The 24,497-nt window shown below is 53.4% G+C and carries 21 protein-coding genes, 1 pseudogene and 1 riboswitch; of the genes and pseudogenes, 13 read left to right on the plus strand and 9 right to left on the minus strand.

Features of this window, described 5'->3' with window-relative positions; genetic code table 11:
* Positions 1–534: 534 nt before the first annotated feature.
* The 3 genes from EGM51_17340 to metE form a co-directional block, all read right to left on the minus strand.
* On the minus strand, positions 535–2,220 hold the full coding sequence (locus EGM51_17340; protein QBG49075.1) for a glycerol-3-phosphate dehydrogenase/oxidase: 1,686 nt from the start codon (positions 2,218–2,220) through the stop codon (positions 535–537).
* On the minus strand, positions 2,220–3,311 hold the full coding sequence (locus EGM51_17345; protein ID QBG49076.1) for an AI-2E family transporter: 1,092 nt from the start codon (positions 3,309–3,311) through the stop codon (positions 2,220–2,222). Before EGM51_17345 ends, EGM51_17340 begins: the two co-directional genes overlap by 1 nt.
* A 173-nt stretch (positions 3,312–3,484) precedes the next feature.
* Positions 3,485–5,752 (minus strand): 5-methyltetrahydropteroyltriglutamate--homocysteine S-methyltransferase, encoded by a 2,268-nt coding sequence (gene metE, locus EGM51_17350; protein ID QBG49077.1) that lies wholly within the window; start codon positions 5,750–5,752, stop codon positions 3,485–3,487.
* A 61-nt stretch (positions 5,753–5,813) separates the two neighbouring features.
* Positions 5,814–5,921: riboswitch (cobalamin riboswitch) on the minus strand.
* Between the two features lie 298 nt (positions 5,922–6,219).
* Here metE and EGM51_17355 point away from each other — a divergent pair.
* The 7 genes and pseudogenes from EGM51_17355 (at position 6,220) to EGM51_17385 (ending at position 13,685) form a co-directional block, all read left to right on the plus strand.
* Positions 6,220–8,492 (plus strand): annotated as a pseudogene (locus EGM51_17355) (ribonucleoside-diphosphate reductase subunit alpha).
* A 12-nt stretch (positions 8,493–8,504) separates the two neighbouring features.
* Positions 8,505–9,635 (plus strand): ribonucleotide-diphosphate reductase subunit beta, encoded by a 1,131-nt coding sequence (locus EGM51_17360; protein ID QBG49078.1) that lies wholly within the window; start codon positions 8,505–8,507, stop codon positions 9,633–9,635.
* Between the two features lie 117 nt (positions 9,636–9,752).
* Entirely contained in the window at positions 9,753–10,019 is a 267-nt protein-coding gene (locus EGM51_17365) for a 2Fe-2S iron-sulfur cluster binding domain-containing protein (GenBank protein ID QBG49079.1), read from the plus strand.
* A gap of 134 nt (positions 10,020–10,153) precedes the next feature.
* Positions 10,154–10,933: a TIGR00282 family metallophosphoesterase gene (locus EGM51_17370; protein QBG49080.1), complete on the plus strand. Its 780-nt coding sequence runs from the start codon at positions 10,154–10,156 to the stop codon at positions 10,931–10,933.
* A gap of 2 nt (positions 10,934–10,935) precedes the next feature.
* Entirely contained in the window at positions 10,936–12,267 is a 1,332-nt protein-coding gene (locus EGM51_17375) for an exodeoxyribonuclease VII large subunit (GenBank protein QBG49081.1), read from the plus strand.
* A gap of 23 nt (positions 12,268–12,290) precedes the next feature.
* Positions 12,291–12,524, plus strand: coding sequence for an exodeoxyribonuclease VII small subunit (locus EGM51_17380; GenBank protein ID QBG49082.1), 234 nt, complete (start codon positions 12,291–12,293; stop codon positions 12,522–12,524).
* Positions 12,525–13,685 carry a trypsin-like serine protease gene (locus EGM51_17385; GenBank protein ID QBG49083.1) on the plus strand — a complete coding sequence of 387 codons (1,161 nt, stop codon included), beginning with the start codon at positions 12,525–12,527 and terminating at the stop codon, positions 13,683–13,685.
* On the opposite strand, the gene EGM51_17390 is transcribed toward EGM51_17385, so the two are convergent.
* Positions 13,682–14,896 (minus strand): hypothetical protein, encoded by a 1,215-nt coding sequence (locus tag EGM51_17390; GenBank protein ID QBG49084.1) that lies wholly within the window; start codon positions 14,894–14,896, stop codon positions 13,682–13,684. The genes EGM51_17385 and EGM51_17390 overlap by 4 nt on opposite strands.
* On the minus strand, positions 14,896–16,248 hold the full coding sequence (locus tag EGM51_17395) for a hypothetical protein (protein QBG49085.1): 1,353 nt from the start codon (positions 16,246–16,248) through the stop codon (positions 14,896–14,898). Before EGM51_17395 ends, EGM51_17390 begins: the two co-directional genes overlap by 1 nt.
* Positions 16,249–16,477: 229 nt before the next feature.
* On the opposite strand from EGM51_17395, the gene rsmB reads away from it, so the two are divergent.
* Positions 16,478–17,749, plus strand: a complete 1,272-nt coding sequence (rsmB, locus tag EGM51_17400; protein QBG49086.1) for a 16S rRNA (cytosine(967)-C(5))-methyltransferase RsmB — start codon at positions 16,478–16,480, stop codon at positions 17,747–17,749.
* Here the strand turns inward: rsmB and EGM51_17405 are convergent.
* On the minus strand, positions 17,733–18,494 hold the full coding sequence (locus EGM51_17405) for a competence/damage-inducible protein A (protein ID QBG49087.1): 762 nt from the start codon (positions 18,492–18,494) through the stop codon (positions 17,733–17,735). The two genes, rsmB and EGM51_17405, sit on opposite strands and share 17 nt — an antisense overlap.
* A gap of 36 nt (positions 18,495–18,530) precedes the next feature.
* Between EGM51_17405 and EGM51_17410 the strand changes: the two genes are divergently transcribed.
* From EGM51_17410 to EGM51_17430, 5 genes are all read left to right on the plus strand, one after another.
* Complete coding sequence (locus tag EGM51_17410; protein QBG49340.1) at positions 18,531–19,451, plus strand: RluA family pseudouridine synthase; 921 nt, start codon at positions 18,531–18,533, stop codon at positions 19,449–19,451.
* Entirely contained in the window at positions 19,444–19,827 is a 384-nt protein-coding gene (locus EGM51_17415) for a hypothetical protein (GenBank protein QBG49088.1), read from the plus strand. Before EGM51_17410 ends, EGM51_17415 begins: the two co-directional genes overlap by 8 nt.
* Complete coding sequence (locus EGM51_17420) at positions 19,740–20,195, plus strand: uracil-DNA glycosylase (protein QBG49089.1); 456 nt, start codon at positions 19,740–19,742, stop codon at positions 20,193–20,195. Before EGM51_17415 ends, EGM51_17420 begins: the two co-directional genes overlap by 88 nt.
* 121 nt (positions 20,196–20,316) lie before the next feature.
* A complete protein-coding gene (locus EGM51_17425; protein ID QBG49341.1) occupies positions 20,317–20,991 on the plus strand; it encodes a sigma-70 family RNA polymerase sigma factor in 675 nt (224 codons plus the stop codon).
* Positions 20,988–21,458: a hypothetical protein gene (locus EGM51_17430; GenBank protein ID QBG49090.1), complete on the plus strand. Its 471-nt coding sequence runs from the start codon at positions 20,988–20,990 to the stop codon at positions 21,456–21,458. The genes EGM51_17425 and EGM51_17430 overlap by 4 nt, the downstream gene beginning before the upstream one ends.
* Before the next feature lie 81 nt (positions 21,459–21,539).
* Here EGM51_17430 and rpiB read toward each other — a convergent pair whose 3' ends face one another.
* The 3 genes from rpiB to EGM51_17445 all read right to left on the minus strand — a co-directional run bounded on the left by rpiB (position 21,540) and on the right by EGM51_17445 (position 24,416).
* The gene (rpiB, locus tag EGM51_17435; protein ID QBG49091.1) at positions 21,540–23,219 is read right to left on the minus strand and encodes a ribose 5-phosphate isomerase B; all 1,680 of its coding nucleotides are present in this window, start codon (positions 23,217–23,219) and stop codon (positions 21,540–21,542) included.
* Positions 23,220–23,343: 124 nt separating this feature from the next.
* Positions 23,344–23,805: a low molecular weight protein arginine phosphatase gene (locus EGM51_17440; GenBank protein QBG49092.1), complete on the minus strand. Its 462-nt coding sequence runs from the start codon at positions 23,803–23,805 to the stop codon at positions 23,344–23,346.
* A complete protein-coding gene (locus tag EGM51_17445; protein QBG49093.1) occupies positions 23,802–24,416 on the minus strand; it encodes a Sua5/YciO/YrdC/YwlC family protein in 615 nt (204 codons plus the stop codon). Before EGM51_17445 ends, EGM51_17440 begins: the two co-directional genes overlap by 4 nt.
* Positions 24,417–24,497 lie beyond the last annotated feature (81 nt).

Raw genomic sequence — 24,497 nt, forward strand, 5'->3', positions numbered from 1 at the left:
ATACCCTGTTTAACATGAAGGGTCACTTTACGGTAGAGCGCGGCGAAGCAGCCGATGCGGGAATTCTGTTCTTTGGACCATTCGATGATGGCGGTGAGCTGATCAATGACCTCGTCGATGGTTTTTGCGGGCGTTGCGATTGATGTGGGAAAGTGCTGATCCTTCATTATGTGTTCCTCTCCTCTTGAAACGTTGCATGTTATCACGATCGTGATTCAGCTCGCGTCATATTAAGAGGGGAAACGCACAGGACAAGATGCAAATAGGCGGCAAAGTACGAAGCCGCCTATACGATTATTTTAGCTGGGTTTTTAGTTTGTCGAGTTTTCCGTTGCAGGGGCATTGGAAAAATTGGGATCGGCTATCGGTAATAGATTTGTGCATGGCCGACAGCTGTGGGTTTGAAAAATGCGGAGCGTTGCTCTCCGGGCCGACGTTTCCTGCGCGGTGCACAGGTAAAGGTCCGCTATACTTTTATGTGTTGAGGGCGCGAGGGAAGCGTCGGAGTTGTTCCGATGTTCCGGTGGCGGAGCTCTACCTGTTGAAACAGCGTTCGATTTCGGTTTCGGCATTGGGGCCGAAGAGAATGCGGGCGGTTTCAGCGAGGGCGGGGTGACAGCGCAGGGCGGCGCGGTGTTCGGTGAGGGCGAGGTGGGTTCGGCGGCGCAGGAAATCCTCGAGATGAATCACCATTTCCTGTTCGGCCATTAGATGGAGTTCGGCTCGGGTGATGCCGGCGAGCAGTTTTTCGCGCATCTTCGGGTCGCGTTTTATTTTTTCGAGCACCTGGAATCCGGTTTTTCCATGCCGTCGCCAGATGCGGTCGAGCTGATTATCGGTAAGCCCCAGCCGTTTGCCGTCGGTTTCAAACTTCCGGTGTTTTTCGGGGGAGGACTCGCCATACCAGCTTCCAAGAGGTTGGAAACCGGTGAGTCCGAACGAGGTGATCAGGTCGGCCGCTTCGTTGCCGATGTTGATGCAGTCGGTCAGTTTTCCGCCGTAAATGCTGAACATATTTTTATCCGGATGGACATCGATTTCATGTTTGCGGGAGAGGGATGTCCATTCACCGTCTTTTACTGCATCATTTTTATGGACGACGAGCGGGCGGACGCCGCATCGTCTGGAAATGACATCATTTTCTGAAAGCGGTTTTTCGAGCTGCAGCAGCTGATTGGCATTATCGAGGAGAAATCGGACATCGGCGTCAGTCGGTTCGACGGAGGCTTGATCGACCCGCGTATCGGTGGTGCCGATGCAGGTGCGGTTGCCCATGGGAACCATGAAAAAGAGCCGGCCGTCGGAGGCGAAAAAGGTGAGTACATGCCGGGTTCTGGCGATGCGTGGTACGATGAGGTGTACGCCTTTGGAATAGATATGCCGGAAATGACTTTCCATGTTGAGCAGATGGTTTATCCGGTCGGCAAACGGGCCAGCGGCATTGATCAATGTGCGGCTTTTAATCCGGCAGGTGTTTCCGGAAACGCGGTCGTGTACCTCACATTCCCAGAGGCCGTTTTTCCAGTGCCCGGAAATCAGTTCGGCATAATTTATGGCGTTGCCGCCTTTCCGCAGTACGCGGCGGATAAAGTTGAAGGTGAAGCGGGCGTCGTTTTCCACGAAATAAGCGTCGGAGTATTCAATGCCGCCGGCGAGCCGTTCCGTGTTTACCATGGGAGCTTCTTTCCGGATGGCGGAAACGGAGAGCAGTCGGGGCGGTCTGGTGCGGCATCCGCCCATGAACCAGTAGAGCAGGGCGCCGAGATAAATCAGGAAACGCGGTTTTCGAAATCCTTTTTGAATACTGGTGAAAAAACGGATTTCGCGGACCTGTCCCGGGAAGGAGTCTATCAGGTGGTTTCGGCTGGCGCAGAGTTTGTTGACGAGTGCGAATTCGTAATTTTCCAGATATTTAATGCCTCCCCATACCAGGTTGGAACTTTCCTGTGAGGTGCAGGAGGCAAAGTCGTTTTTATCAATGACGGTGACTTTCAGTCCGCGGGCCGCCAGGGATGCCGCGGAAACGGCGCCGTTGATTCCTGCGCCGATGATCAGGCAGTCCTGCACGTCATTCCGTGCGCGGTCAATGCAGGCTGTGCGGAGAATGTTCATAGAGTGGCGGGATGGAAAAGTAAAGGATTCGGGGGTGAAGGGTGAAAAAGAGAGAGAGGCAGTTCCTGGTTTGGCCCTTTTGAGGTGCCGGAAAACGGTAATTTTCATCAGCAATTCAGCTTTATGTTACGGAGTTTGAGCATGTCGTAGGAATAGATTTCGCGGACCAGGACAATAAGGCAGGCGAGAATCGGTACGGCAAGAATCAGTCCGAGCGCGCCGAGGGCCATGGTGATGAGCAGCTGAAAGAGCATGAGATAGCCGGCGGGGATGTTAAGCTGTGTTTTGACGACCTGCGGGGTGATGATGTTGCTTTCGGTGAACTGGATGGCGAGATAGACCGGAATGTAGAGCAGCAGTTTGGCGGGATCGGAATAGGCCAGCGTAAAAATGGTGATCGGCAGAATCGGCAGGACGGCCCCGATGTTCGGAATAAAGGTGGCGAAGCCGGCGAAGAGCGCCACAACCATAGCGTTGGGCATGCGCAGAATCAGGCCGAGGAGGATCCAGACGAACAGTACAATGACGCTGACGGAAAAGAGCTGGGCGTTCAGCCATTTGGTCAGAGTGGTGCCGAGGATGCTGATGATTGATTTGGCTCGTGAATGCTGTTTGGGGGGAATGAGGTAAAGGAGGGCGCTGATGTAGCTCTTCGGTTCGAGCAGAAAAAAGACGGCAATAAAAAGTACCAGGCCGAGATTCACCAGTATGCCGGCCATCAGTCCGATGCCGCCGAGGAGGTCCGGAGCAATTGCCATGCCGGATTTGACGAGCCAGTTGAACATTTCATGAATTGAGTCGGCATCAATCGGTTTATCGGAACCGGCTTCAGGAATTTCCGGAAGAAAGGTGTGTACGGCAGGGGTGGTATCCCAGAAGTGTTGATAAGCGGTTTTGGCACTTTCCGCAGCGGCAGGCAGATCCTGGACGATGTCGGCCACGCCTTTTCCTAGGGTCGGGATGATCCAGAGTGAAAGCAGGATGATGGCGGCGAAGCTGAATACGACCGAAAGCGTAAGCGCCGGTCCGCGTTTTAGTCCTTTTTTCTGCAGGAACATCATGGGCTGAGCCATGGCCATAGCGATGACGATGGAGGCGAAGGCCAGGACCAGAATATTACGCGTGGACCAGAGTGTAAACAGCAGCGCCGTCAGAATCACCGTCACAAGAACCCGCCTGATGTACTCTCCCATGTCCATCGTTCTCCCTCTTTAATAAACGGTGTGAATGATAGAGAATTCTAGTGGACTGTATTCATTCCATCAAATTTTTCACGAACTTTTTTGAATATAGAGCAAAGTTGCTTTCGGCGACGGGCGTATCCGGATAAACCGTTGTCTGCCGGCCGGGAATTTTCCCGGCCGGACTTTTATTATTGCAGGATCTTACGTACTGCGGTTGTTGCTTCTACCATATTCCTGAGTGCCTGCCGGGTTTCGGGCCATCCCCTGGTTTTCAGTCCGCAGTCAGGATTAATCCAGAGCTGTTCTTTAGGAATCACTTTCAGGGCATTTTCGATCAGCGTTCTGATTTCAGTGACGGAAGGTACGCGCGGGGAATGAATATCCCAGACCCCGGGACCGATGTCGTTGGGATAGTGGAACGTTTCAAAAGCCTGCAGCAGTTCCATATCACTGCGGCTGGCTTCGATGCTGATGACGTCGGCATCCATTGCGGCAATCTCCTGCAGGATGGTATTGAATTCGCTGTAGCACATATGGGTGTGGATCTGGGTTTCGTCGCGCACGCCTGATGTGGCCAGCCGGAAATTTTCAACCGCCCAGTTCAGATATTCCTCCTGTTCATCTTTGCGGATGGGAAGTCCTTCGCGAAAGGCGGCTTCATCGATCTGAATCATGCCGATTCCGGCTTTTTCCAGATCCAGAACCTCGTCTCTGATAGCCAGAGCGATTTGGCGACAGACTGCGGCCCGGGGCAGATCGTCGCGTACAAAGCTCCAGCAGAGCATGGTAACCGGTCCGGTCAGCATACCTTTGAGCGGTTTTTCGGTCTGACTCTGGGCATATTGAATCCAGTCCAGGGTCATGGGGGCGGGGCGGGAGACATCACCGTAGATAATCGGCGGTTTAACGCATCGGCTGCCGTAACTCTGAACCCAGCCGTATTGCGAAAAGCAGAAGCCGTTCATCTGCTGACCGAAATATTCCACCATGTCATTCCGTTCCGGTTCTCCGTGAACCAGTACATCGAGTCCGGCCAGTTCCTGCTCCTGGATAACGGAACAGATTTCCTGCTGCATGGCCTGTGTGTAGGCGGATTGGTCACAATCGCCGTTGCGGAATGCTTTCCGGATGTTCCGGATTTCCTTGGTCTGGGGGAAGGATCCGATGGTGGTGGTGGGAAGAAGCGGAAGGTTAAGCCGGGCCTGCTGGCATTTTTTACGTTCAGCGAAGGGGCGGGCTCTGCGGCACATCCGGGCATCGACCTGTTCCACCCGCTTCCGGACTTCGAAATCCAGAGAGAGGGGACTGTTTTTACGGGAGCTGATGATCTTTTTGTTTTCCAGCAGTTCTTCGTTCACATTACAGCCCTGTGCGGCCAGGGTTAATGTTTTCACTTCGCTGCACTTTTCGACGGCGAAGGCCATCCACGCTTTCAGTTCCGGCAACAGGTCGGTTTCCGGTTCCAGTGACACCGGAGTGTGCAGTAGTGAACAGGAGCTTCCGATCCATAGCTGGTCGGTGTGTCTGGTCGGTTTGGCTTTTACGATCTGTTTAAGTAACTCTGCTAAATCGGCTTTCCAGATGTTGCGTCCGTCAATGAGTCCAAGTGACAGATCTTTGTGTTCCGGCCACTTTGTCAGTACATCGTCCAGCTGGCCGGGTGCACGCACCAGATCAATATGCAGTACATCCACCGGCAGGCGGGCGGTCAGGTCGAGATTTTCATTCAGTCCGCCGAAATAGGTGCCAAGGAGCAGTCTGGTATGCCGGGCGTGCGAGCGCAGTACTGCGTAGGTCTGTTCCGCCCGCTCCCGGATTTCCGTCGGCAGGTCGGTGCAGAGAATCGGTTCATCCAGCTGGATGCAGTCGGTCAGTCCGGACAGTTTTTCAAGCAGTGTACTGTAAACCCCGGTTATGGCATCGAGTGCGTCCCATTTATTGACCCCTTCGGCCGCTTTGGCCAGTGCCAGATAGGTCAGCGGTCCAACCACAACGGGTTTCGGTCGGAAGCCCTGTTTCAGCGCGGCTTCAGTCTCCCGGACCAGCGTGTCGGAAGAATAGGCGAGCTGCATATCGGCTTCAATTTCGGGGACGATGTAATGATAGTTGGTGTCGAACCACTTCGTCATTTCCATGGGCGCAATGCCGGCTTCGGCATTGCCGCGGGCCATGTTGAAGTAGATGTCCAGCTCAGAAAGACCGGGCGTCTGAAAACGGGCGGGAACCGCGCCGATCATCCGGCTGACATCCAGGACGTGGTCGTAGAGCGAAAAATCGCCGGTGCAGACATAGTCAAGGCCGGCCTTCTGCTGTACCGTCCAGTTCTGCAGTTTAATCTGTTCGGTCCGCAGCAGCAGTTCGGATTCCGAGCACGCTCTCCGCCAGTAGGCTTCGATGGCGAATTTGAGTTCTCTTTGGCTTCCAATGCGCGGAAAGCCGAGGATGTGACTTTTCATATGTTCTCCTGTTGGTTTTCCGGACGGGTTTATTCCCGTTCGGCTGGATCGAACCGTGGTCGTCTTCTGGCTTCCGGCTTCCTGTCGACACCCTTCCGGGCTATGCCCGTGGACCGTGTCGATGCTCCGGTTACAGCGGCGCGTCCGCGACGGATTTTCACCGTTTTCCGTTACCAGCATTCGTATATCCGGATAAACAGATATATTAAAGGAGGCAAAATTACAATACAGAATGTATCAATGTTTTTTTCGCTGAAAGCAGGCATTTTCCAGGATGAACCAGCGGTGGATATGAAAAAACTAATTAAGTATTGAGTAGCGCAATTGCATACAATATATTGTGTAGCTCCGGCAGAAATTAGCATATATGGTATTATTAAGTACATTAATGTGCAGGTTTGAGCGCCGGGTTTGTCGTTGGGATGAGTAAGTCAGTCAGCATCAGGAAGTTTTAAAAGGCGGTGGATATGAGCGGAGATTTGTCGGTCATTAAACGAAGTGGAGAGAAGGCTCCGCTGGATCTGGAAAAGATTCACAAGGTAATTACGTGGGCAGCGGAGGGGCTGGACAAGGTGTCCGTTTCGCAGGTGGAGTTGAAGTCGCAGATTCACCTTTTTGATGGAATACGAACTGAGGATATTCACGAAACCATCATTAAAGCGACGGCGGATCTGATCTCGGAAGAGACGCCGGATTATCAGTATCTTGCGGCCCGTCTGGCGGTGTTTCATCTCCGCAAAAAAGCGTACGGCCGCTTCACACCGCCGACCCTGTTTGAGCATGTCTCTAAAATGGTTAAGGCCGGCCGGTATGATGAACACCTGCTGGAGGATTATACGAAGCAGGAGCTCGATGCCATGGATAAGTTTATTGACCATGATCGCGACCTGACTTTCAGCTATGCCGCCGTAAAACAGCTGGAAGGAAAATATCTTGTGCAGGACCGGGTTACCGGACAGATTTATGAGAGTGCCCAGTTTCTTTATGTGCTTGTGGCCGCCTGCCTGTTTGCACACTACCCGAAAGAGACGCGTCTGGATTATATCCGGCGCTTCTACGATGCCGTCTCCACGTTTAAAATATCGCTGCCGACGCCGATCATGGCCGGAGTCCGTACACCGACCCGTCAGTTTTCCTCCTGTGTGCTGATCGAATGCGATGACAGTCTGGATTCAGTGAATGCGACATCGAGCGCAATTGTTAAATACGTCAGCCAGCGCGCCGGGATCGGCATCAACGCCGGCCGCATTCGCGCGCTGGGCAGTCCAATCCGGAACGGCGAGGCTTTTCATACGGGCTGTATTCCGTTCTACAAGCATTTCCAGACCGCCGTGAAAAGCTGTTCTCAGGGCGGGGTGCGCGGTGGTGCGGCGACTCTTTTTTATCCGATCTGGCATCTGGAAGTTGAAGATCTGCTGGTGCTCAAAAACAACCGTGGGGTTGAGGAGAACCGTGTGCGGCATCTTGATTACGGCGTGCAGTTCAATAAGCTGATGTATCAGCGCATGCTGAAAGGAGAGCATATTACACTGTTCAGTCCCAGCGATGTGCCGGGTCTGTATGATGCTTTTTTTCAGGATCAGGAGGAATTTGAGCGGCTTTATCTGAAGTATGAAGCGGATGAATCGATCCGGAAGAAACGGGTGCAGGCGCTGGAGCTGTTCACGGTTTTTGCGCAGGAACGAGCCAGTACCGGCCGGATCTATCTGCAGAATGTCGACCACTGCAATACGCACAGTCCATTTGATCCGGCTGTGGCACCGGTGCGGCAGAGTAACCTGTGTCTGGAAATTGCGCTGCCGACTAAACCGCTGAATGACGTGAATGATGAAGAGGGCGAAATTGCGCTCTGTACGCTGTCGGCGATCAATCTCGGGCGGTGGAATCGCTTGATGATCTGGAAGAACTTGCCGACCTGACGGTGCGTGCGCTCGACCGTCTGCTGGATTATCAGGACTACCCGCTTCCCGCCGCCCGGAAAGCTTCGCTGGGCCGTCGTACGCTGGGGATCGGTGTAATCAACTATGCCTATTATCTTGCAAAAAACGGGGTTCGTTATTCCGACGGCTCGGCCCGGGGACTGACGCATCGGACGTTTGAGGCACTCCAGTATTATCTGCTGAAAGCTTCTGTCGGGCTGGCCAAAACGTTCGGGCCGTGTCCGAAATTTAATGAAACCACCTATGCCGAGGGCATTCTGCCGATCGATACCTATAAGAAAAATCTCGATGAAATCTGCGATGAACCGCTGCATTTTGACTGGGAGACGCTACGCCGGGATATTGTGAAGCACGGGCTGCGCAATTCTACGCTGACGGCGCTGATGCCCTCAGAAACGTCATCGCAGATTTCCAATGCAACGAACGGGATTGAACCGCCGCGCGGACTGATCAGTGTCAAATCGAGTAAAGACGGGGTGCTGAAACAGGTAGTGCCGGAATTTGAAAAACTGAAGGATCGGTATGAGCTGCTCTGGGATATTCCGAATAATGACGGATATCTTGAACTGGTGGCGATTATGCAGAAGTTTATCGATCAGACGATTTCGGCGAACACCAACTATGATCCATCTAAATATCCGGATGGAAAGGTGCCGGTGAAGCAGATTCTGAAAGATATCCTGAAAGCATATTCGCTCGGCGTTAAAACGCTTTATTATCATAATACCCGCGACGGTGCTGCCGACCGGCAGGGCGAGATCCAGGACAACGATTGCGTCGGCGGCGCCTGTAAAATCTAGGAGGAGTACGATATGGCCTTTTCAACATTCCGACAACATAAGAATAATGCACTGGAAGAGCCGATGTTTCTGGGTAACAGTGTGAATGTTTCGCGCTTCGACCAGCAACGCCATCCCATCTTTGAAAGTATCATCGAAAAACAGCTGTCCTTTTTCTGGCGGCCGGAAGAGGTGGATATTTCGAAGGACCGTGCTGACTGGCAGTCGCTGACGGATTCCGAGCGGCACATTTTTATTTCCAACCTGAAATATCAGACGCTGCTCGATTCCGTGGCCGCGCGGTCGGTGAATGTCTGCCTGCTGCCGCTGGTCTCGCTGCCCGAGCTGGAGACGTGGGTGGAAACCTGGGCCTTTGCGGAAACCATTCACTCCCGCTCCTATACGCATATTCTGCGGAATCTTTTTTCCGATCCCAGCGGGGTTTTTGAGGATATTGTCGTAAACGAGAATATTGTGGAGCGGGCCAAAGATATCACCCGCCATTTTGATGAAATCATTCTGATGTCGCATATCTATCATTCGCAGGGTGAAGGAACGTTTTCGGTTGAGGGCCGGACCATTCATGTGACAAAGCGTGAACTGAAAAAACGCCTTTATCTGGCGATCTGCGCCATCAACTCGCTGGAAGCCATCCGGTTCTATGTGTCTTTTGCCTGTTCCTTTGCTTTTTCCGAGCGTGAGCTGCTCGAAGGAAATGCAAAAATCATCAAACTGATTGCCCGCGATGAAGCGCTGCATCTGACCGGCACCCAGCACATACTGAATCTCTGGGCCGACGGCCGCGATGATCCCGAAATGGCGGATATTGCCGCAGAACTGCATGATGCCGGCCGGTCCCTGTTTCTCGATGTGGTGGATCAGGAAAAAGCCTGGGCCGATTATCTTTTCAAAGACGGTTCCATGATCGGTATGAATGCGGATATCCTGAAACAGTATGTTGAATATATCAGCAACCAGCGCATGCTGGCCATCGGGTATGATGCACCGTTCGATATCAAAACCAATCCGCTACCGTGGATGAATGCCTATCTGGTCAGCGACAATGTTCAGGTGGCCCCGCAGGAAGCGGAGATTTCGTCCTACCTTGTGGGACAGGTGGATTCCGCGGTTGACAGTTCTGATTTTGATGGTTTTGAGCTGTAATGTGAATCGGGCGTCAGGTAGGGCGCGCCAAAGTTCGCTGAGCGGCACGCGTGCATAAGCTCGCCCGGCGGGCGAGCTCTACCTCATGCCGCAGGTTAGAAAGAGAGTTCAACCCTTATGCCGCACCTGATTCATGTGGATGAAAAACTGAAGCCGTTTGTCTATGAGGAGGCGGATGAGCTCAATGTACTTGACTGTCTTGAAAAGCGGGGGCTTGAAATGCACAGCCATTGCCGGGCCGGAATTTGCGGAACCTGCCGGGTCAAGCTGCTGCGCGGTGTGGTGAAATATCCGGCCGGGCCGCCGCTCGCCTATGTCCGTGAGGGTGAGATTCTTCCGTGCTGCTGCGAACCGGTGACCGATATCGAAATTAAAACCTACTGATTCCGGTCCGGGGGAAACGGTGTGCGGTTTCCTGTCATTCGTGAAACGCTCTTGCAGACTGAGCCGCACCCTCCTGCTTGAATGGAGGCGGGTTTTCTGTAGACTGCGTTCCGATTAGTGGAAATGAGGAATTTATGAATGTTTTACTGGTTGGAGATATCGTCGGGAAGCCGGGACGGAACGCATTCACCCAGGTGGCCGCACAGCTCAGAAATGAGGGGCGGGTGGATTTCGTTATCGCCAACGGCGAGAATGCCGCGTCGGGCCGCGGTCCGACCCCCGATATCGCCCATGCCATTCTGGATGCCGGTGCCGATGTGATGATTCTGGGCGATCATGCCTGGGACAGCAGAGATATGGTTGCCGGGATTGATATGGAGGAGCGGATTATCCGCCCGGCTAACTTTCCGAAAAGTGCGCCGGGCAAAGGCTGGGTTCGGGTTGAAACTCCGGAGGGTCCGCTGGTTGTGCTGCAGCTGGTCTGCCGTGTCTTTATGCAGCCGGGCTATGACTGCCCGTTTCAGACCGTCGACCGTCTGTTAAAGGGTCAGCTCAGTTCCGATAAAGTGATTTTTGTGGATTTTCATGGGGAAGCCTCTTCGGAACGTATGGCGATGGGCCGTTTTCTGGATGGTCGTGTGACGTCCGTTACCGGAACACATACACATTGCCAGACGTCGGATAACCGCATTTTCCCGAATGGGACAGCGTATATGACCGATCTGGGCATGACCGGTCCTCAGGATTCGGTGCTGGGCCGTGAGGTTGAGCCCGTCATAAAAAAATTCCTTACCGGAGTGCCGCAGAAATTCGATGTTGCCAAAGGCGACCCGGCACTTGAAGGGGCCATTGTGGATGTCGATATGAAAACCGGTAAAGCCAATTCCATCGAACGCATACGAATCTCCCTCTGACGATGGCCGAACAACGCCAGATCTATTCGGTTTCCGAGATCAACCGCAAGGCGCGGATGGTGCTGGAGTCGGCCATGGGCGAGGTTTGGGTGGAAGGTGAACTTTCGCGCGTCACCATCCATTCCAGCGGGCACTGGTATTTTACGCTGAAAGACGCCGGGGCTGCGGTTTCGTGCGCGATGTTTGCGCGGGATAATGCCGGTGTGACTTTTCGCCCGAAAGACGGCATGCAGGTGCAGCTGCTGGCACGGCCGAGTCTGTATGAGGCGAGCGGGCGGTATCAGCTGATTGCTTCGAAAATGGAGGAGGCCGGCAAGGGAAATCTCCAGGAGCAGTTTGAAAAGCTGAAGGCTAAGCTGGACGCTGAGGGGTTGTTTTCAGAAGAGCGGAAGAAAGTGCTGCCGGTTCTCCCGGCAAAAATCGGTGTGGTGACATCGCCGACCGGTGCGGCGATCCGCGATATTATCAACGTATTGACGAGGCGTTTTCTCAATATTCAGGTTCTTCTGATTCCGGCTAAAGTGCAGGGAGGCGGCGCGGCGCAGGGTATTGCTAAGTCGATTGCCTATCTGAATTCACGGCATGATATTGATGTGATGATTGTCGGGCGAGGGGGCGGAAGTATAGAGGATCTCTGGGCGTTCAATGAGGAGGTGGTGGCCCGTGCCATTGCCGCTTCTGAAATTCCGGTGATTTCGGCGGTGGGGCACGAGATTGATTTTACCATTGCGGATTTTGTGGCGGATGTCCGGGCGCCGACGCCGTCGGCCGCGGCGGAGCTGGCAGTGCGGGAAAAGGGAGAGCTGGAGGCTGAACTTTTGCTGTATCAGCGTCGGTTGAATGACGGTCTGGTTCGGATGTTCAGGGATTTTCAACTGCGGCTTAGCCGGGCGGCGCATTCGTATGTTTTCCGCGAGCCGGAAGTGCTGGTGAAGCAGTATCGGCAGCGTATTCTTTCGTTGGAAACCCGGATGGGGGATCTGCTTAAACTGGAATCGCAGGCAATTTTTCAGCGGCTGGAACGTTCAGCGGTTCGGATGGAGCATCTGCTGGAGTCGAGCGTGCTGCAGGCGCATCAACGGGTCGACGAATTGAGTATGGTAATGCGCCATGAAATGCAGCGACGGTCGGAGCGGAGCCGCCAGAAATTCCAGTCGCTGGAAAGTCAGTTGCGTATGCTGAATCCGCTGGCGGTTCTGGGGCGGGGATACAGTCTGACACGAACGCCGGATGGAGCGGTGGTACGGTCGGCGGAGGATGTGAAGATCGGAGATGTTCTGGTGACGCAGCTGGCGGATGGAAAAGTGGTTTCCAATATTACGGAAAAAGGGTAAGCAACGGGACCGGGAGATATATTATGGCTGAGAAAAAGAGTGTTGATTTCGAGCAGTCGCTGGAGCGGCTGGAGGAACTGGTTGATCAGATGGAGAGCGGAGAGCTGAGTCTGGAGGAGATGATTAAACATTTCGAAGAGGGGTCGAAACTGGTTGAGGTCTGCACGAAGAAGCTTAATGAGGTTGAGCAGAAGATTGAAAAGCTTGTGAAAAAGGATGGGGAGCTGCAGGAAGTCCCGTTTGAGGTGGAAGAGTAGATGACGCGTCAAAGAACAGTGCTGATCGGTTTTTGCGTGCTGATGGTAGGCAGTGCTTTCATTTCGGCGCTGAACCGTCAGCGGACTTCTGAAGAGCCGGCTCATCGGCGTACGGATATTCCCGAGTCGCATTTCACTCCGCGGCAGCGGCCGGTTTCGGCGCATAATCCGGCGCGGGCATACAGCGATGCGATTGCGGATGCCATTGACAAAGTGATGCCGTCCGTGGTGGTGATCCGTACGCAGAACCTGACGCTGAAACGGGAGCGGGTTGCGCTGGATCCCTTTGGGATTTACCAGGGATATAGAAATGTTGAAGAGCACAATAAGGGAGAGGGGTCCGGTGTAATCATTGATGAGCAGGGCCATGTGCTGACCAGTTGGCATGTCATTGAAAATGCGGTTGGCGGTGAGGTGATTCTGAACGATGGAACCCGGATGAGTGCTGTGGTGGTGGGGTATGATAAAGCTACGGATCTGGCGGTTCTGAAAATCAAGGATGCCGGGAATGACTGTCCGGCGGTTGAGTTCGGCGATTCGGATCGCGTGCGGGTGGGAGAAGTGGCGATTGCGATCGGTTCCCCGTTCAGCCTGCAACGCACGGCAACGGTGGGGCATGTGAGTTCCAAAGGGCGGAAGGTTGATATTCTGCCTTATGAGGATTTTATCCAGACCGATGCGGCCATCAATGAAGGCAACAGTGGCGGGCCTCTGGTGGATGCGGATGGACGGATGATCGGCATTAATACGGCGAAAAAGACGGATGATCAGCAGAAAGGTGTCGGTATTGCTTTTGCGGTTCCTTCAAATCTGGCGATGGTGGTTGCAAAATCGATTATTGAAACCGGTAAGCATGAGTGGCCGTGGATTGGTGTGACTTTCAGGAATAAGGATCAGGCCTATCGCGATGAGATGTATGGCGGAACGGGAGCCTATATTGACCAGGTCTGGAATAATACACCGGCTTCCCGGGCGGAGCTGATTCCCGGAACATCGGTTCTGGCGGTGGATGGCAGGAAGGTCGAGAGTGTTGAGGATATTGACCGTATTATTTTCAGTAAGTCAGTGGGCGACACGGTTCGTTTTACATTGGAATACGAAGAAGGGCAGTTCGATGTCGAACTGCCCCTTGAAAAGTTTCCCGGATCGCTTTTCAATTAGTCGTCGCGCAGTCCGCGTATAACGGCCTGATCGAAGCCGAGCGGAACCAGGAATTCGCTCATCAGCCATTCCGGCGGTGTATTGTCGATTTCCGCTTGCGTGCAGAATTCAATGTAGGCTTGCCAGGCCTCCTTATGTGCGAGCAGCGGAGGCAGCACAGAACGGGCTGAGGATCCATTCACAATAGCGGCTGAAATACGTTGCTGTGCTTCCGCATTACGGACATACTGTGCCAGCTTTTCTGCGCTGATATCCGGTCGGAGATCAGCCAGTGTACGGACTTTGGTTTTCTGCAAATCCGTCATCGTCGGCGGATAGCTGAAATGGCGGTAGGCTTCCGCTGCTTCCGGGAAACCGTTTTCTTCAAAGAAAGCGATTCGCTTATTGGTTTTCTGTACGGGGTCGCTCCAGGCCTTGCCGAGATAGACCATCTCAGTGAGGCCGGAAGAGAAACCGGCCAACCACCCCAGGCGACCGTTTTCTACATCCTGCGGAAGCGTGAAAACATGATGTCCAATCATGATGCGGTGCTGATCGCCGGGGGAGTCGAGCACTTCAATATAGATTTTGGTGCGGGCGTCCAGATAGTCCTGTGCTGCGCGGCGGGGATAGAGCTGATTGCCGAATACGGGCCAGGCCAGTGCCATGGTGCGCAGAGCGAGGTCGTTGTCCGGTTTGGCAATATAGCCGTTCTTTACTCCGGTCTCCAGCAGGATGTCCTTGTGCGAAAACTTAGGCAGCAGCAAAGAGGTCCGTTGACCGTCAACCAGGAAGGAGCCCGGATCAATGCCGGCGGCCAGCTGCAGGAAATTATAGGCGCTCAGGTCGGCCTGCCCGAGGAAGGACTGACCTTCTTTGGCGGATACGGTCCGGCCGTTTTCCACGGTTGTGACCGCCTGAGCTGAGGAGGGGCTGAAAAGGTTAACCATCACAAACGGATGGCTGCCATATACAGCGCGCTCCATGGAGAGACTTTCTGCCGACGTTTTCGAATAATCGGCCTGCTCCGCCTGGAGGTAGAGCCAGGGGCGGGTTGCGCCGCCGGTGAAGTGGTTCGGCTCGACATAGACATTGAGCTGTTCCACTACATTGAGTGCCAGCACCACCACGAGGGTAATCAGCACAATCACTGTGCAGAGCACCATATCGGAGAAGGATTCATAGATCCCTTCGCTGTCGGATGAGGCTTCATGACGGACTGTCGCACGCATTACGCCACCTTCTGACTTTCGTTATCTGCGTTTTTCGCACTCAGAAAATGCTGAATGGATTCAGCGGCAGTCGAGAGCTGACCGGCAATCTGCAAGGCTTCAGCATCCAGTTTCGCTTTGTTCATGGAAACCATTTCCCCGGTCGCTTCACTGATGGAGGCATGCAGTTTGCCAACGGCATCATTGAGCTCAAGAGCGGTGTCGTCGACCGACAGTTTAAAGTCTGCAAGAGAACCCGAGACGGCATTGCCGGCCTGCTGAACGGCATTGCCGAGGCCATCGAATGAATCATCGATTTTCCGGCCCGATTCCGCCAGCGTTTCGTTCAGGGTGTCAAAGGATTCCTCCAGTGTTTCGCCAGACCGGACAATAGCTTCACTTACAGTACTGATGGATTCCTGCACACCGGTTCCGGCTTCGGCAATCAGTGCGTTATACGAATTCAGGGATTCTTCAATACTTTCGTTGAAAGCGCCCATCTGCTCGGTCATACCGGTTACCGCTTCCCGGGTCGTGCTCATGGCATGTTCGCCCACTTCGGTAATCGAGGTTCTGAACATGGAAAGGGAATCCTGAATAGATTCGGAGATACGGCCGGTAAGGGCATTGATTTCGATCTGCATATGTTCAAAGCTGGAAATGAGTTTGGTCACCTGCTGGTTCAGTGCTTCTTCATGGCTTTCCAGTTTAACCGCGAGATTTCTGTCTGCATATTCTGCTGCTTCGGAGCAGAGTTCAGAGAGCGAATTCAATTGTGAAACCGCTACGGCACGCAGAATGAGACCGGCAAGCGCCCCGAAGAAGGTCGTATAGAAAGCGGTTCCCATACCGGAAAAGGTCTGGCGCATGGCATCCATCATACCTTCTTTGGACAGGCCGATGTTTTCTACCATCGCACCCAGACCGGAGATTGACATAATCAGGCCGACAACGGTGCCAAGCAACCCCATCGAAATAACCAGTGCGGCCATAATGGATACGGAGCGTACGCGCGAATTGTGTTTGGAGTGGTAGGTGTCAATCGCCGTGTGAATATCAACCGGTTCTCCTTTTTCCTTATCTTCGGATAAACGCTGAAAAACGGATGCAATATCGTTCCGGTTGTTCGATTTCGGCAGTGCATTGGTTCGGTTGATATGGGACAGAACGTCCCATTCGTCGTGCAGTTTTTTTGCGGAAAGGAATGAAACCACCAGCCCTGCCAGAAACAGTGCGGTAATCACATAACTCATTCCGGTTTTATCTGCTGAAAACCCTGCAATCAGGTGGTGCCGGGTTACAAGGCCCATCACCAGTGACAGGCCGACAGCCCATACACTCCATGATACCATTGGTGTCATCTTCGTTTTCATGTTAACAAGTGCTCCCTTAACGGTTTATCTGTTTGTTTTTCGGGGTATTGGAATGCCGGCCATTGCAGCATTTCATGTGCCACAGGTTGTTTGGCATTTGTTTGAGCTTTAAAGTGTTTGTTATTTTGTTGTGGGGTCGTTCGCCGCTGAAAAGTTCTGATTTGCAAATTGCGGGGCTTTTCAATGATTGTAAATTCGGTAGAGTGCGCACGCTTTTCAGGAAAAATTTATGAAAAAACAGAAAAACAGCCGTCTCACCGCCGCAGAAATCGTTTACCAATGGCTGGAAAACCAGCGTTTTCCCGACCGCAGTCTCGCAAAACTGAAGCAGGACCATGCCTTTGTTCTCGAAGTGGTCAACGGGGTTGTACGTAACCGCCTCATTCTTCAATGGCTGGAAACGCAGTGGGTAAAAAATGAACCGAAACTCTTTTTCAAAGCCGTTTTGTGGGTCGGTCTTTACCAGATTCTCTTTATGGAGGTCGAAGACTATGCCGCCATCAACGAAACCGTACAGGCGGCCAAAGAGCGCTCCGGCGGTCTGGGCCCGGCCAAGCTGATTAATGCCGTGCTCCGCCGCGCACAGCGGGAAAAAACGGAAGTTTTAAAGTCCTTCGAAAAACAGCCCGATTATATACGGCTTTCGCATCCTGAATTCCTGATAGAGCGCTGGAAAAAGGCCTATGGCGAAGCCGATGCAGTGGCGCTGGCCGAATGGAACAATGAACCGGCGGCCACCATTCTGCGGATTGAGCAGAATGCTGTCGATGCCGCCGAATTTATTGATAAACTGCGCGAAGCCGATATTGAGCCGCTGATGCATCCCTATTCAGATAAAGAGATTTTTCTGGTTCTGCCGCGCGGTGTTCCGGTGAAAAAGGTGCCCGGCTACGATGAGGGCTGGTTTACTGTGCAGGATCCGGCCACATCCATTTCGGTGGATCTGCTCGCGCCGCGTCCCGGCGAGGCGGTGCTTGATGCCTGTGCTGCACCCGGTGGAAAAACCGCGATGATGGCCGGTCGGATGGATCGGCGAGGTGAACTTACGGCTATGGATCTGCATGATGATCGCATTTCGGTTCTCAAAGAGAATCAGAAGCGTCTTAGACTCGACTGGATTGAAATTGTTAAAGGTGATGCCCGGAAACCGGAAACCGTATTTTCCAATGACCGGAAATTTGATGCCATTCTGCTCGATGTGCCCTGTCTGAATACCGGGGTGCTGAAACGCCGGGCCGATGCGCGCTGGCGGGTGACGGAAGAGCGGATTGAAAGCATTACGGAACTGCAGTTTGATATTCTGACGGCGTGTTCCGGACTGCTGAACGAAAAAGGCCGGCTGGTTTACAGTACCTGCAGTCTGGAACCCGAAGAAAATGAAGAGCTGGTTACCCGCTGGATTGCACAGCATCCCGGTTTCAGACTGGTAAAAACGGGAAAAGCCTTTCCACCCGACTCCGGCACTGACGGTGCGTTTGCGGCACTTATTCGGAGAAAATAAAATCAGCGAGCAGGGTCTGCAGTTCAGCAACGGCGGCGAGTACGCGGTCTTCGTGGTCGGCGGTGGAGGAGAGGCGGATTTTCACGCGGCCTTGGCCGGGATAGAACCCCAGATCGACTTCCGGAGGCTGGAACTTTGCTTTTTCAAGGATGGTAACGATATCCGATTCTCCGATGCCCTGTGTGCGGATAAAGCGCACAACCAGCGGTTTAATGTCGGAATAGCGGATTTTCAGCCGAGGGAGGATTTCTTCGTTTAAAATAGCATTGAATTCATTCGGAGGTCCGGGCAGTACAAACAGGATTTTCCCTTCAGCGGTTTCGATGCGCTGTCCGGGGGCATGGCCGACAGAGTTGTTCAGCACATCGGCCCCTTCAAGCACCTGTGCCTGCCGGGTGGCGGCGAGGGACATTTTCCGGCCTTTGTCTTCCAATGAACGTTCAATTTTTTTAACAGTGGCGGAGTCGAGTATGATTTTACGCTGGAGCAGTTCGGCAAGGGCGTCGCGTGTGATGTCATCAATTGTGGGACCGAGGCCGCCGCTCACAAAAACGAGATCGACCCGCTCAAGAGCCTCTTTTACGGCGGTTTCAATGGTTGGGATATCGTCGCCAATGGTGGTGTCGCGCGTCAGGCTTAGTCCGATGTCTGAAAGTGCCGCTCCCAGATCGCGGCCGTGAGTATTCAGTGTCTGTCCGCTAAGCAGTTCGTTTCCGATCGAGATAAGTTCCGCTTGAATGTGCATGATCCTCTCCGCAAAATGAATGGATATCTTGAAGCCATGGAAAACACGAATCAACAATCTTTAACCGTCGAAAGCTCGGGCGCAAAAAAGCGGGTGGATGCTTTTCTTTCGGCAGGCATGCAGGAAATATCGCGTTCGCAGTGGAAAATCCTGATTGAACAGCAGTTTGTGCGGGTCAACGGAAAGCCCTGCAAACCCAATACGCGGTTAAAAACGGGGGATGAGATCGTGTGGTCTGTTCCGGAGCGTGCGCCGTTGGCCGCTGTTCCGGAGGATATTCCGCTGAAAATTCTTTTCGAGGATGATTCCGTGCTGGTGCTGAACAAGCCGCCGGGTCTGGTGGTGCATCCGGCTGTGGGCAATTCATCGGGTACCCTGCTGCACGGACTGCTTTTTTATAATCCGGTTTTTCAGACGCTGGAACGTGCCGGTATTGTGCATCGGCTGGACAAAGACACGAGCGGTGTGATGGTGGTGGCTAAGTCCGAGCAGGCTGTTCAGGAACTGCGACGCCAGTTCAAGGCCCGGGAAACAGACAAAGAGTATGTAGCATTGGTCTGGGGTGAACCGCCAAAAAACGGGCGGATTGAAACATTGCTGGGGCGGCACCCGGTACACCGAAAAAAGCAGGCGGTATTGAAAGAAGACGGGCGCGAGGCGATTACCGCATTTCAATGTCTGGAGCAGTTTGAGCAGTGTGCATGGATGCAGGTGAAGATCGAGACGGGGCGAACGCACCAGATCCGGGTGCATATGGCGCATTTGAAACATCCGATTGTCGGCGATACGGTATACGGCCGGGTGCGTAAAGGACGGCTTCCGGCAGAGCCGGAGCGTCAGATGCTGCATGCCGCAAAACTGTCTTTCTGTCATCCGGTGTCGGGGAAAAGGCTTTCTTTTGAGGCGCCGTTGTTTGAAGATATGGCTTTATTGCTGGAAAAACTGCGGAATGGCTGAAGAAACAACATATTATGGGTTGCTGGAGGATATTGAGAAATATCTGAAGTTTCAGCGCGACGAGGGCGTTCAGCGTCTGGAGGTTGATCGCGCTGTGCTGGAGGCTTTGGCGAAAGAGCCGGAGGTGGAAAAGAACAAACCGCTGAAAGTGGAGGCGGTGCCGATTCCTGAGGATTTCCAGAGCCTGGAGGCGATGGGGAAGTATATTTCAGCCTGTACCAACTGCGCGCTTTGTGAAACCCGTAATGCGACGGTGCCGGGGAGGGAAAGGCGGATTCTCCGGATATTATGTTTGTTGGCGAGGGACCGGGGGCGGAAGAGGATGCGCAGGGACGGCCGTTTGTCGGAAAAGCGGGAAAGCTGCTCGATAAAATGATCGAGGCTATGGGCTACACGCGGGAGCAGGTTTATATCGGGAATGTGGTGAAGTGCCGCCCGCCGAAAAACCGGAAACCGCTACCGGAAGAGATGGAAATGTGCCTGCCGTATTTACGTCAGCAGATCAGGCTGATTCAGCCGAAGATCATTGTCGGGCTGGGCGGAACCGCTATGGAAGGGCTTCTGGGGCGTCCGGTGGGGATTACACGAATACGCGGTGTGTGGCAGGAATATGCCGGAATCCGGCTGATGCCGACGTTCCATCCGTCTTACCTGCTGCGGGATCCATCAAAGAAAAAAGAGGCCTGGGCGGACCTCAAGCTGGTGCTTGCTGCGCTGGGCAAGGAACCGCCTCTCCGTAAATAATCTATCCAAAATGGGAATCGGGGAGCGTTTCTCTGGAAACGATTGAACGGAATTTATCCTTTGAATGTCTTGAATGTTTTTACTCGCAAGGGGGAGGCTATGCATTAACATGGCTCGACTTATGGTTGGTGATGTAAATCAGGAGCCGGAAGAAATTCCGGATGAAGAAGAGGCGTTTCCCGTAGAGGCGGCGGTTTCTGTCGAGGATACGCCGGTCGCCGAAGAGGGGCCCTCGGATGTTGAACTGGTGCTCAAAGCGCAGCAGGGCGATGTGTATGCGTTTGACCAGCTGGTGGAGCGTTATCACGATAAGATTTACGGGCTGACCTACAACATGACCTCCAACCGGGAGGATGCCGAGGACCTGACGCAGGAAATTTTCGTGAAAGCCTATGAGGCACTACCGCGTTTTAAAGGAAAATCTTCCTTCTATACGTGGGTCTATCGTATCGCTGTTAACAAGACTATCAACTACCGGAAAAAGCGGAATCGCAAGCGCGCCCTGAGCCTGGATTCGTTCGATCAGGAGATCAAACTTGATGATGTCTATCATGAAATGACGGCCAAAGGATCGCCGCTTCGAAACATCAGTTTGTCGGAATTACAGAAAAAATTGAACGAGGCTCTGCAAAACCTGTCTGAGAAGCACAGAACCGTTGTGGTGATGCATGATATGCAGGGCATTCCACATGAGGAAATCGCGAAAGTGGTGGGGGCTTCGGTAGGAACAGTTAGGTCGCGTCTGTTTTATGCCCGAAGACAAATGCAAACTGAATTAGCGGAATTCATGAAATGATGGACGAAAATAAGTCTGGAGAACCGATGGCCGAGGAACAGGCCGATCTCATATTACAGCAACTGCTGCACCTGAAATCGTATGAACGACCTGACCCTTCGCGCATGACGCGGAATAAGCAGAATATCATGCGCTCAGTCCGCCAGGCACAAGCCCGGAAACCTAAACCGTTTCTGGATATGCTTGAATTCAGTATCCCCTGGTTTTTTGCGGAACCGAAATACGGAATAGCCGCGCTGTTTCTGGCCTTTCTCGGTTTGCAGTATGTGGGAATGTCGACGAGACAGACGGCCATGGAAACGGGCATTTATACTTCCGGCGATCTGATGGCGACCTATCATTCTTCCGGCGAATCGGCTGCCGTGGTTTCCAATCGTTATCCGAGCCTGCCCAGTAACTATCAGCTGTTTTCCAGCCCTCAGGGCAATCAGACGGTGGTTCCGACCGCTTTCAAACTCGACGAATAATTTTTTCTCCTCCTCCTGACATAGAAAAAGCGCTCCCGCATTAACGAGGGCGCTTTTTCTTTTTCCAACGATTGGAAAATTCTACGGAATCGGGAATGCCGCAGTCAGGGCAATGACCTCTTCTTTAATCTGGGCCAGCACCGTATCGTTGTCAGCATTACGGATAGCACGCTTAATGAAGTCGGCAATTTTGACCATTTCCTCTTCCTTCATACCGCGGGTGGTCACAGCCGGTGTGCCAATACGGATTCCGGAAGTTACAAACGGGCTTTTGGTATCAAACGGTATGGCGTTCTTATTCACCGTAATTGCCGCTTTATCCAGCGCAATCGCCGCGTCCTTACCGGTGACTCCGGTTTGGGTCAGGTCGACGAGCATCAAATGGTTGTCCGTTCCGCCGGAAACCAGACGGATGTCGTCATCTTCCAGCGCTGCGGCCAGTGCCTGGGCATTTTTCACGATCTGCTGCTGATAGGTTTTAAAGGAAGGCTGCAGGGCTTCGTGGAAACAGACGGCTTTGGCCGCGATGGTGTGCATCAGCGGTCCGCCCTGGATTCCAGGGAAGACCTGCTTATCGATATCCGCTGCAAATTTTTCCTGACAAAGAATCATGCCGCCGCGCGGTCCGCGCAGTGTTTTATGCGTGGTGGTGGTCACGAATTCCGCATACGGAACCGGGTTCGGGTGACAGCCTGCAGCCACCAGACCGGCGATGTGTGCCATGTCCACCATCAGATAGGCCCCGCAACTGTCAGCGATTTTGCGCAGCCGTTTAAAATCGATGATACGGGAATAGGCTGACGCGCCGGCGACGATCATTTTCGGTTTATGCTCATCAGCGAGTTTCTGAATATTGTCGTAGTCGATCTGTTCGGTTTCTTTATCCACGCCGTAAGGGACAATATTGAAGAATCGGCCGGAAAAATTCATCGGATGGCCGTGGGTAAGGTGGCCGCCTTCAGCGAGGCTCATCGCGAGGATGGTATCCCCCGGATTCAGCATGGCATAGTAAACGGCCATATTGGCACCGGAACCATGGTGCGGCTGAACATTGGCGTGCTCAGCCCCGAAGATTTCCTTTGCCCGGTCAATGGCCAGGCGCTCCGCTTCATCGACCCATTCGCAGCCGTTGTACCAGCGTTTCGCCGGGTAGCCTTCCGCATATTTATTGGTCAGGCGGGATCCGGAGACTTCACGTACGGCTTTGGATACGATGTTTTCCGAAGCAATCAGCTCAAGGTTTTCCTTCTGGCGTTCGTCTTCCTTTTTAAGAACGGCGTAAATTTCCGGATCGCCGTCATAAACAGCAATGGTGCCGCTGTGCTCGGATGCGTAGTCTTTGATCTTGTTCACGCGGCGTTCGTGGCGGCCGCCTTCGAAGTCTGTGTTCAGCCAGGCATCGATGATGCCTTCAATGTCGGCATCATCCGTGTATTTTCCGGAAAGACACAGTACATTGGCATCGTTATGAGAACGGGTCATGGTGGCCATTTCGGCATTCAGACAGACGGCGGCACGGACGCGCGGGAATTTATTGGCCGTGATGCTCATGCCGATACCGGTGGTGCAGCAGATAATGCCCTGATCCACGGCGGCGTTGGAAACCTCGTTGGCCACAGCGGCGGCATAATCGGAATAATCGACCGATTCGGTGCTGTCGCAGCCGAGGTCTTCCACGACGACTCCCTTATTCTGCAGAATTTCGGCAACTTTGGTTTTAAGCGTATAACCGCCGTGATCTGAACCAATTGCAATCTTCATAAAAGCGTTCCTTATTGAGGAAGGTGTTTACCCTTCCGGTTAATGGTTATTGGTTATTGGCGGTCCGCGAAAACGGATTTTCCCGGTTGCCAGTAACGACTAACTAATAACTGCAAAAGAATGCCTAGGCCTTCTTTTGATTCTCGCGAATAAAAAGGATCAGGTCCGAAAGGGCCCGATCAATTTCATCACGCGTTTGTTTGTAAGTGTTTAGCGATCCGCCGAACGGATCGGAAACATCGGCGGGGACTTTCGATGTTCCGAAGGCGTTAATCAAGAAAACTTTGTTTCCAACCTCCGGAAAGCGGTCGCGGATGTGCGCGGCGTGTCCGGCCGACATAGCCACGATGAGGTCGGCTTCTTCAACCAGAACCGGAGTAAGAGGCTGACTTCGATGGCCGGAGATATCGATGCCGATTTCTGCCAGGGCTTTAACAGAATTGGGGCTGGCCGGAGCCCCTGATTCCGCAAAAATTCCGGCACTGCAGGCCTTCCAGCCCATATCGCCCTGCCGATGCAGGAAGAGGGCTTCCGCCATCGGGCTGCGGCAGGTATTTCCGGTACAGATAAATAAAATCATGTTCATCGTTCCAATCCCTGGAAAAATACCGCTTCGATTTCGGCCATTGGAAGACGTCCTTCACGAAGGCATTCGATTTTTTCCCCGTCCACGCGGACCACGGTGCTCGGAATCGCTGCGGCAGCGGACGGGCCGGAATCGAGCACGAGGTCTGCCTTGACGGAGGCGATGGCCTCCTGCGCGGTTTTGGTGTCGGGTTCGCCGCTGAGGTTGGCACTGGTGAGCGCGAGCGTGCGGCCGCACTGTTTCGCCAGTTCCACCGGTACAGCGTGGTTGGGGACGCGGTAGCCCGTCCAGCCGCCGTCGGTTTCCACAATGAGGGTCAACGGCCCCGGCCACCATTTTTCCGCCAGTGCATCGAGTCCGGGGTTCCAATGCCTGGCCGCCGCCTTCACCTGCCCGCCGTCAGCGGCAAGACGGGCAACCGGTTTGCCGCCGTCGCGGCCTTTGGCTCGGATCAGTTTATCCATAGCACCGGAAACTGCAGGGTCGCAGGCGATGCCGTAAACCGTCTCTGTCGGTACAATCACGAGTCCGCCCGCACACAGCACATCGCGGGCTTGGGTCAGAATCTGCGGATCCGGCTTTTTTTTATCGATTTTCAATGTCTGGATCATTCGGCGGATTTTACTGACCGCGAGGTCCAAATCAAGCGGTGGCGGCTTTTTTCGTGCCTTTCCAGCATTTGGAAACTACAT

It is taken from the genome of Verrucomicrobia bacterium S94, from assembly GCA_004299845.1.
Lineage (GTDB): Bacteria > Verrucomicrobiota > Kiritimatiellia > Kiritimatiellales > Pontiellaceae > Pontiella.

Coding starts and splice junctions, on each gene's coding strand:
- EGM51_17340 (QBG49075.1), bottom strand. CDS start 2,220: ATGAAAATTACCGTTTTCCGGCACCTCAAAAGGGCCAAACCAGGAACT.
- EGM51_17345 (QBG49076.1), bottom strand. CDS start 3,311: ATGGACATGGGAGAGTACATCAGGCGGGTTCTTGTGACGGTGATTCTG.
- metE (QBG49077.1), bottom strand. CDS start 5,752: ATGAAAAGTCACATCCTCGGCTTTCCGCGCATTGGAAGCCAAAGAGAA.
- EGM51_17360 (QBG49078.1), top strand. CDS start 8,505: ATGGCCTTTTCAACATTCCGACAACATAAGAATAATGCACTGGAAGAG.
- EGM51_17365 (QBG49079.1), top strand. CDS start 9,753: ATGCCGCACCTGATTCATGTGGATGAAAAACTGAAGCCGTTTGTCTAT.
- EGM51_17370 (QBG49080.1), top strand. CDS start 10,154: ATGAATGTTTTACTGGTTGGAGATATCGTCGGGAAGCCGGGACGGAAC.
- EGM51_17375 (QBG49081.1), top strand. CDS start 10,936: ATGGCCGAACAACGCCAGATCTATTCGGTTTCCGAGATCAACCGCAAG.
- EGM51_17380 (QBG49082.1), top strand. CDS start 12,291: ATGGCTGAGAAAAAGAGTGTTGATTTCGAGCAGTCGCTGGAGCGGCTG.
- EGM51_17385 (QBG49083.1), top strand. CDS start 12,525: ATGACGCGTCAAAGAACAGTGCTGATCGGTTTTTGCGTGCTGATGGTA.
- EGM51_17390 (QBG49084.1), bottom strand. CDS start 14,896: ATGCGTGCGACAGTCCGTCATGAAGCCTCATCCGACAGCGAAGGGATC.
- EGM51_17395 (QBG49085.1), bottom strand. CDS start 16,248: ATGAAAACGAAGATGACACCAATGGTATCATGGAGTGTATGGGCTGTC.
- rsmB (QBG49086.1), top strand. CDS start 16,478: ATGAAAAAACAGAAAAACAGCCGTCTCACCGCCGCAGAAATCGTTTAC.
- EGM51_17405 (QBG49087.1), bottom strand. CDS start 18,494: ATGCACATTCAAGCGGAACTTATCTCGATCGGAAACGAACTGCTTAGC.
- EGM51_17410 (QBG49340.1), top strand. CDS start 18,531: ATGGAAAACACGAATCAACAATCTTTAACCGTCGAAAGCTCGGGCGCA.
- EGM51_17415 (QBG49088.1), top strand. CDS start 19,444: ATGGCTGAAGAAACAACATATTATGGGTTGCTGGAGGATATTGAGAAA.
- EGM51_17420 (QBG49089.1), top strand. CDS start 19,740: ATGTTTGTTGGCGAGGGACCGGGGGCGGAAGAGGATGCGCAGGGACGG.
- EGM51_17425 (QBG49341.1), top strand. CDS start 20,317: ATGGTTGGTGATGTAAATCAGGAGCCGGAAGAAATTCCGGATGAAGAA.
- EGM51_17430 (QBG49090.1), top strand. CDS start 20,988: ATGATGGACGAAAATAAGTCTGGAGAACCGATGGCCGAGGAACAGGCC.
- rpiB (QBG49091.1), bottom strand. CDS start 23,219: ATGAAGATTGCAATTGGTTCAGATCACGGCGGTTATACGCTTAAAACC.
- EGM51_17440 (QBG49092.1), bottom strand. CDS start 23,805: ATGAACATGATTTTATTTATCTGTACCGGAAATACCTGCCGCAGCCCG.
- EGM51_17445 (QBG49093.1), bottom strand. CDS start 24,416: ATGATCCAGACATTGAAAATCGATAAAAAAAAGCCGGATCCGCAGATT.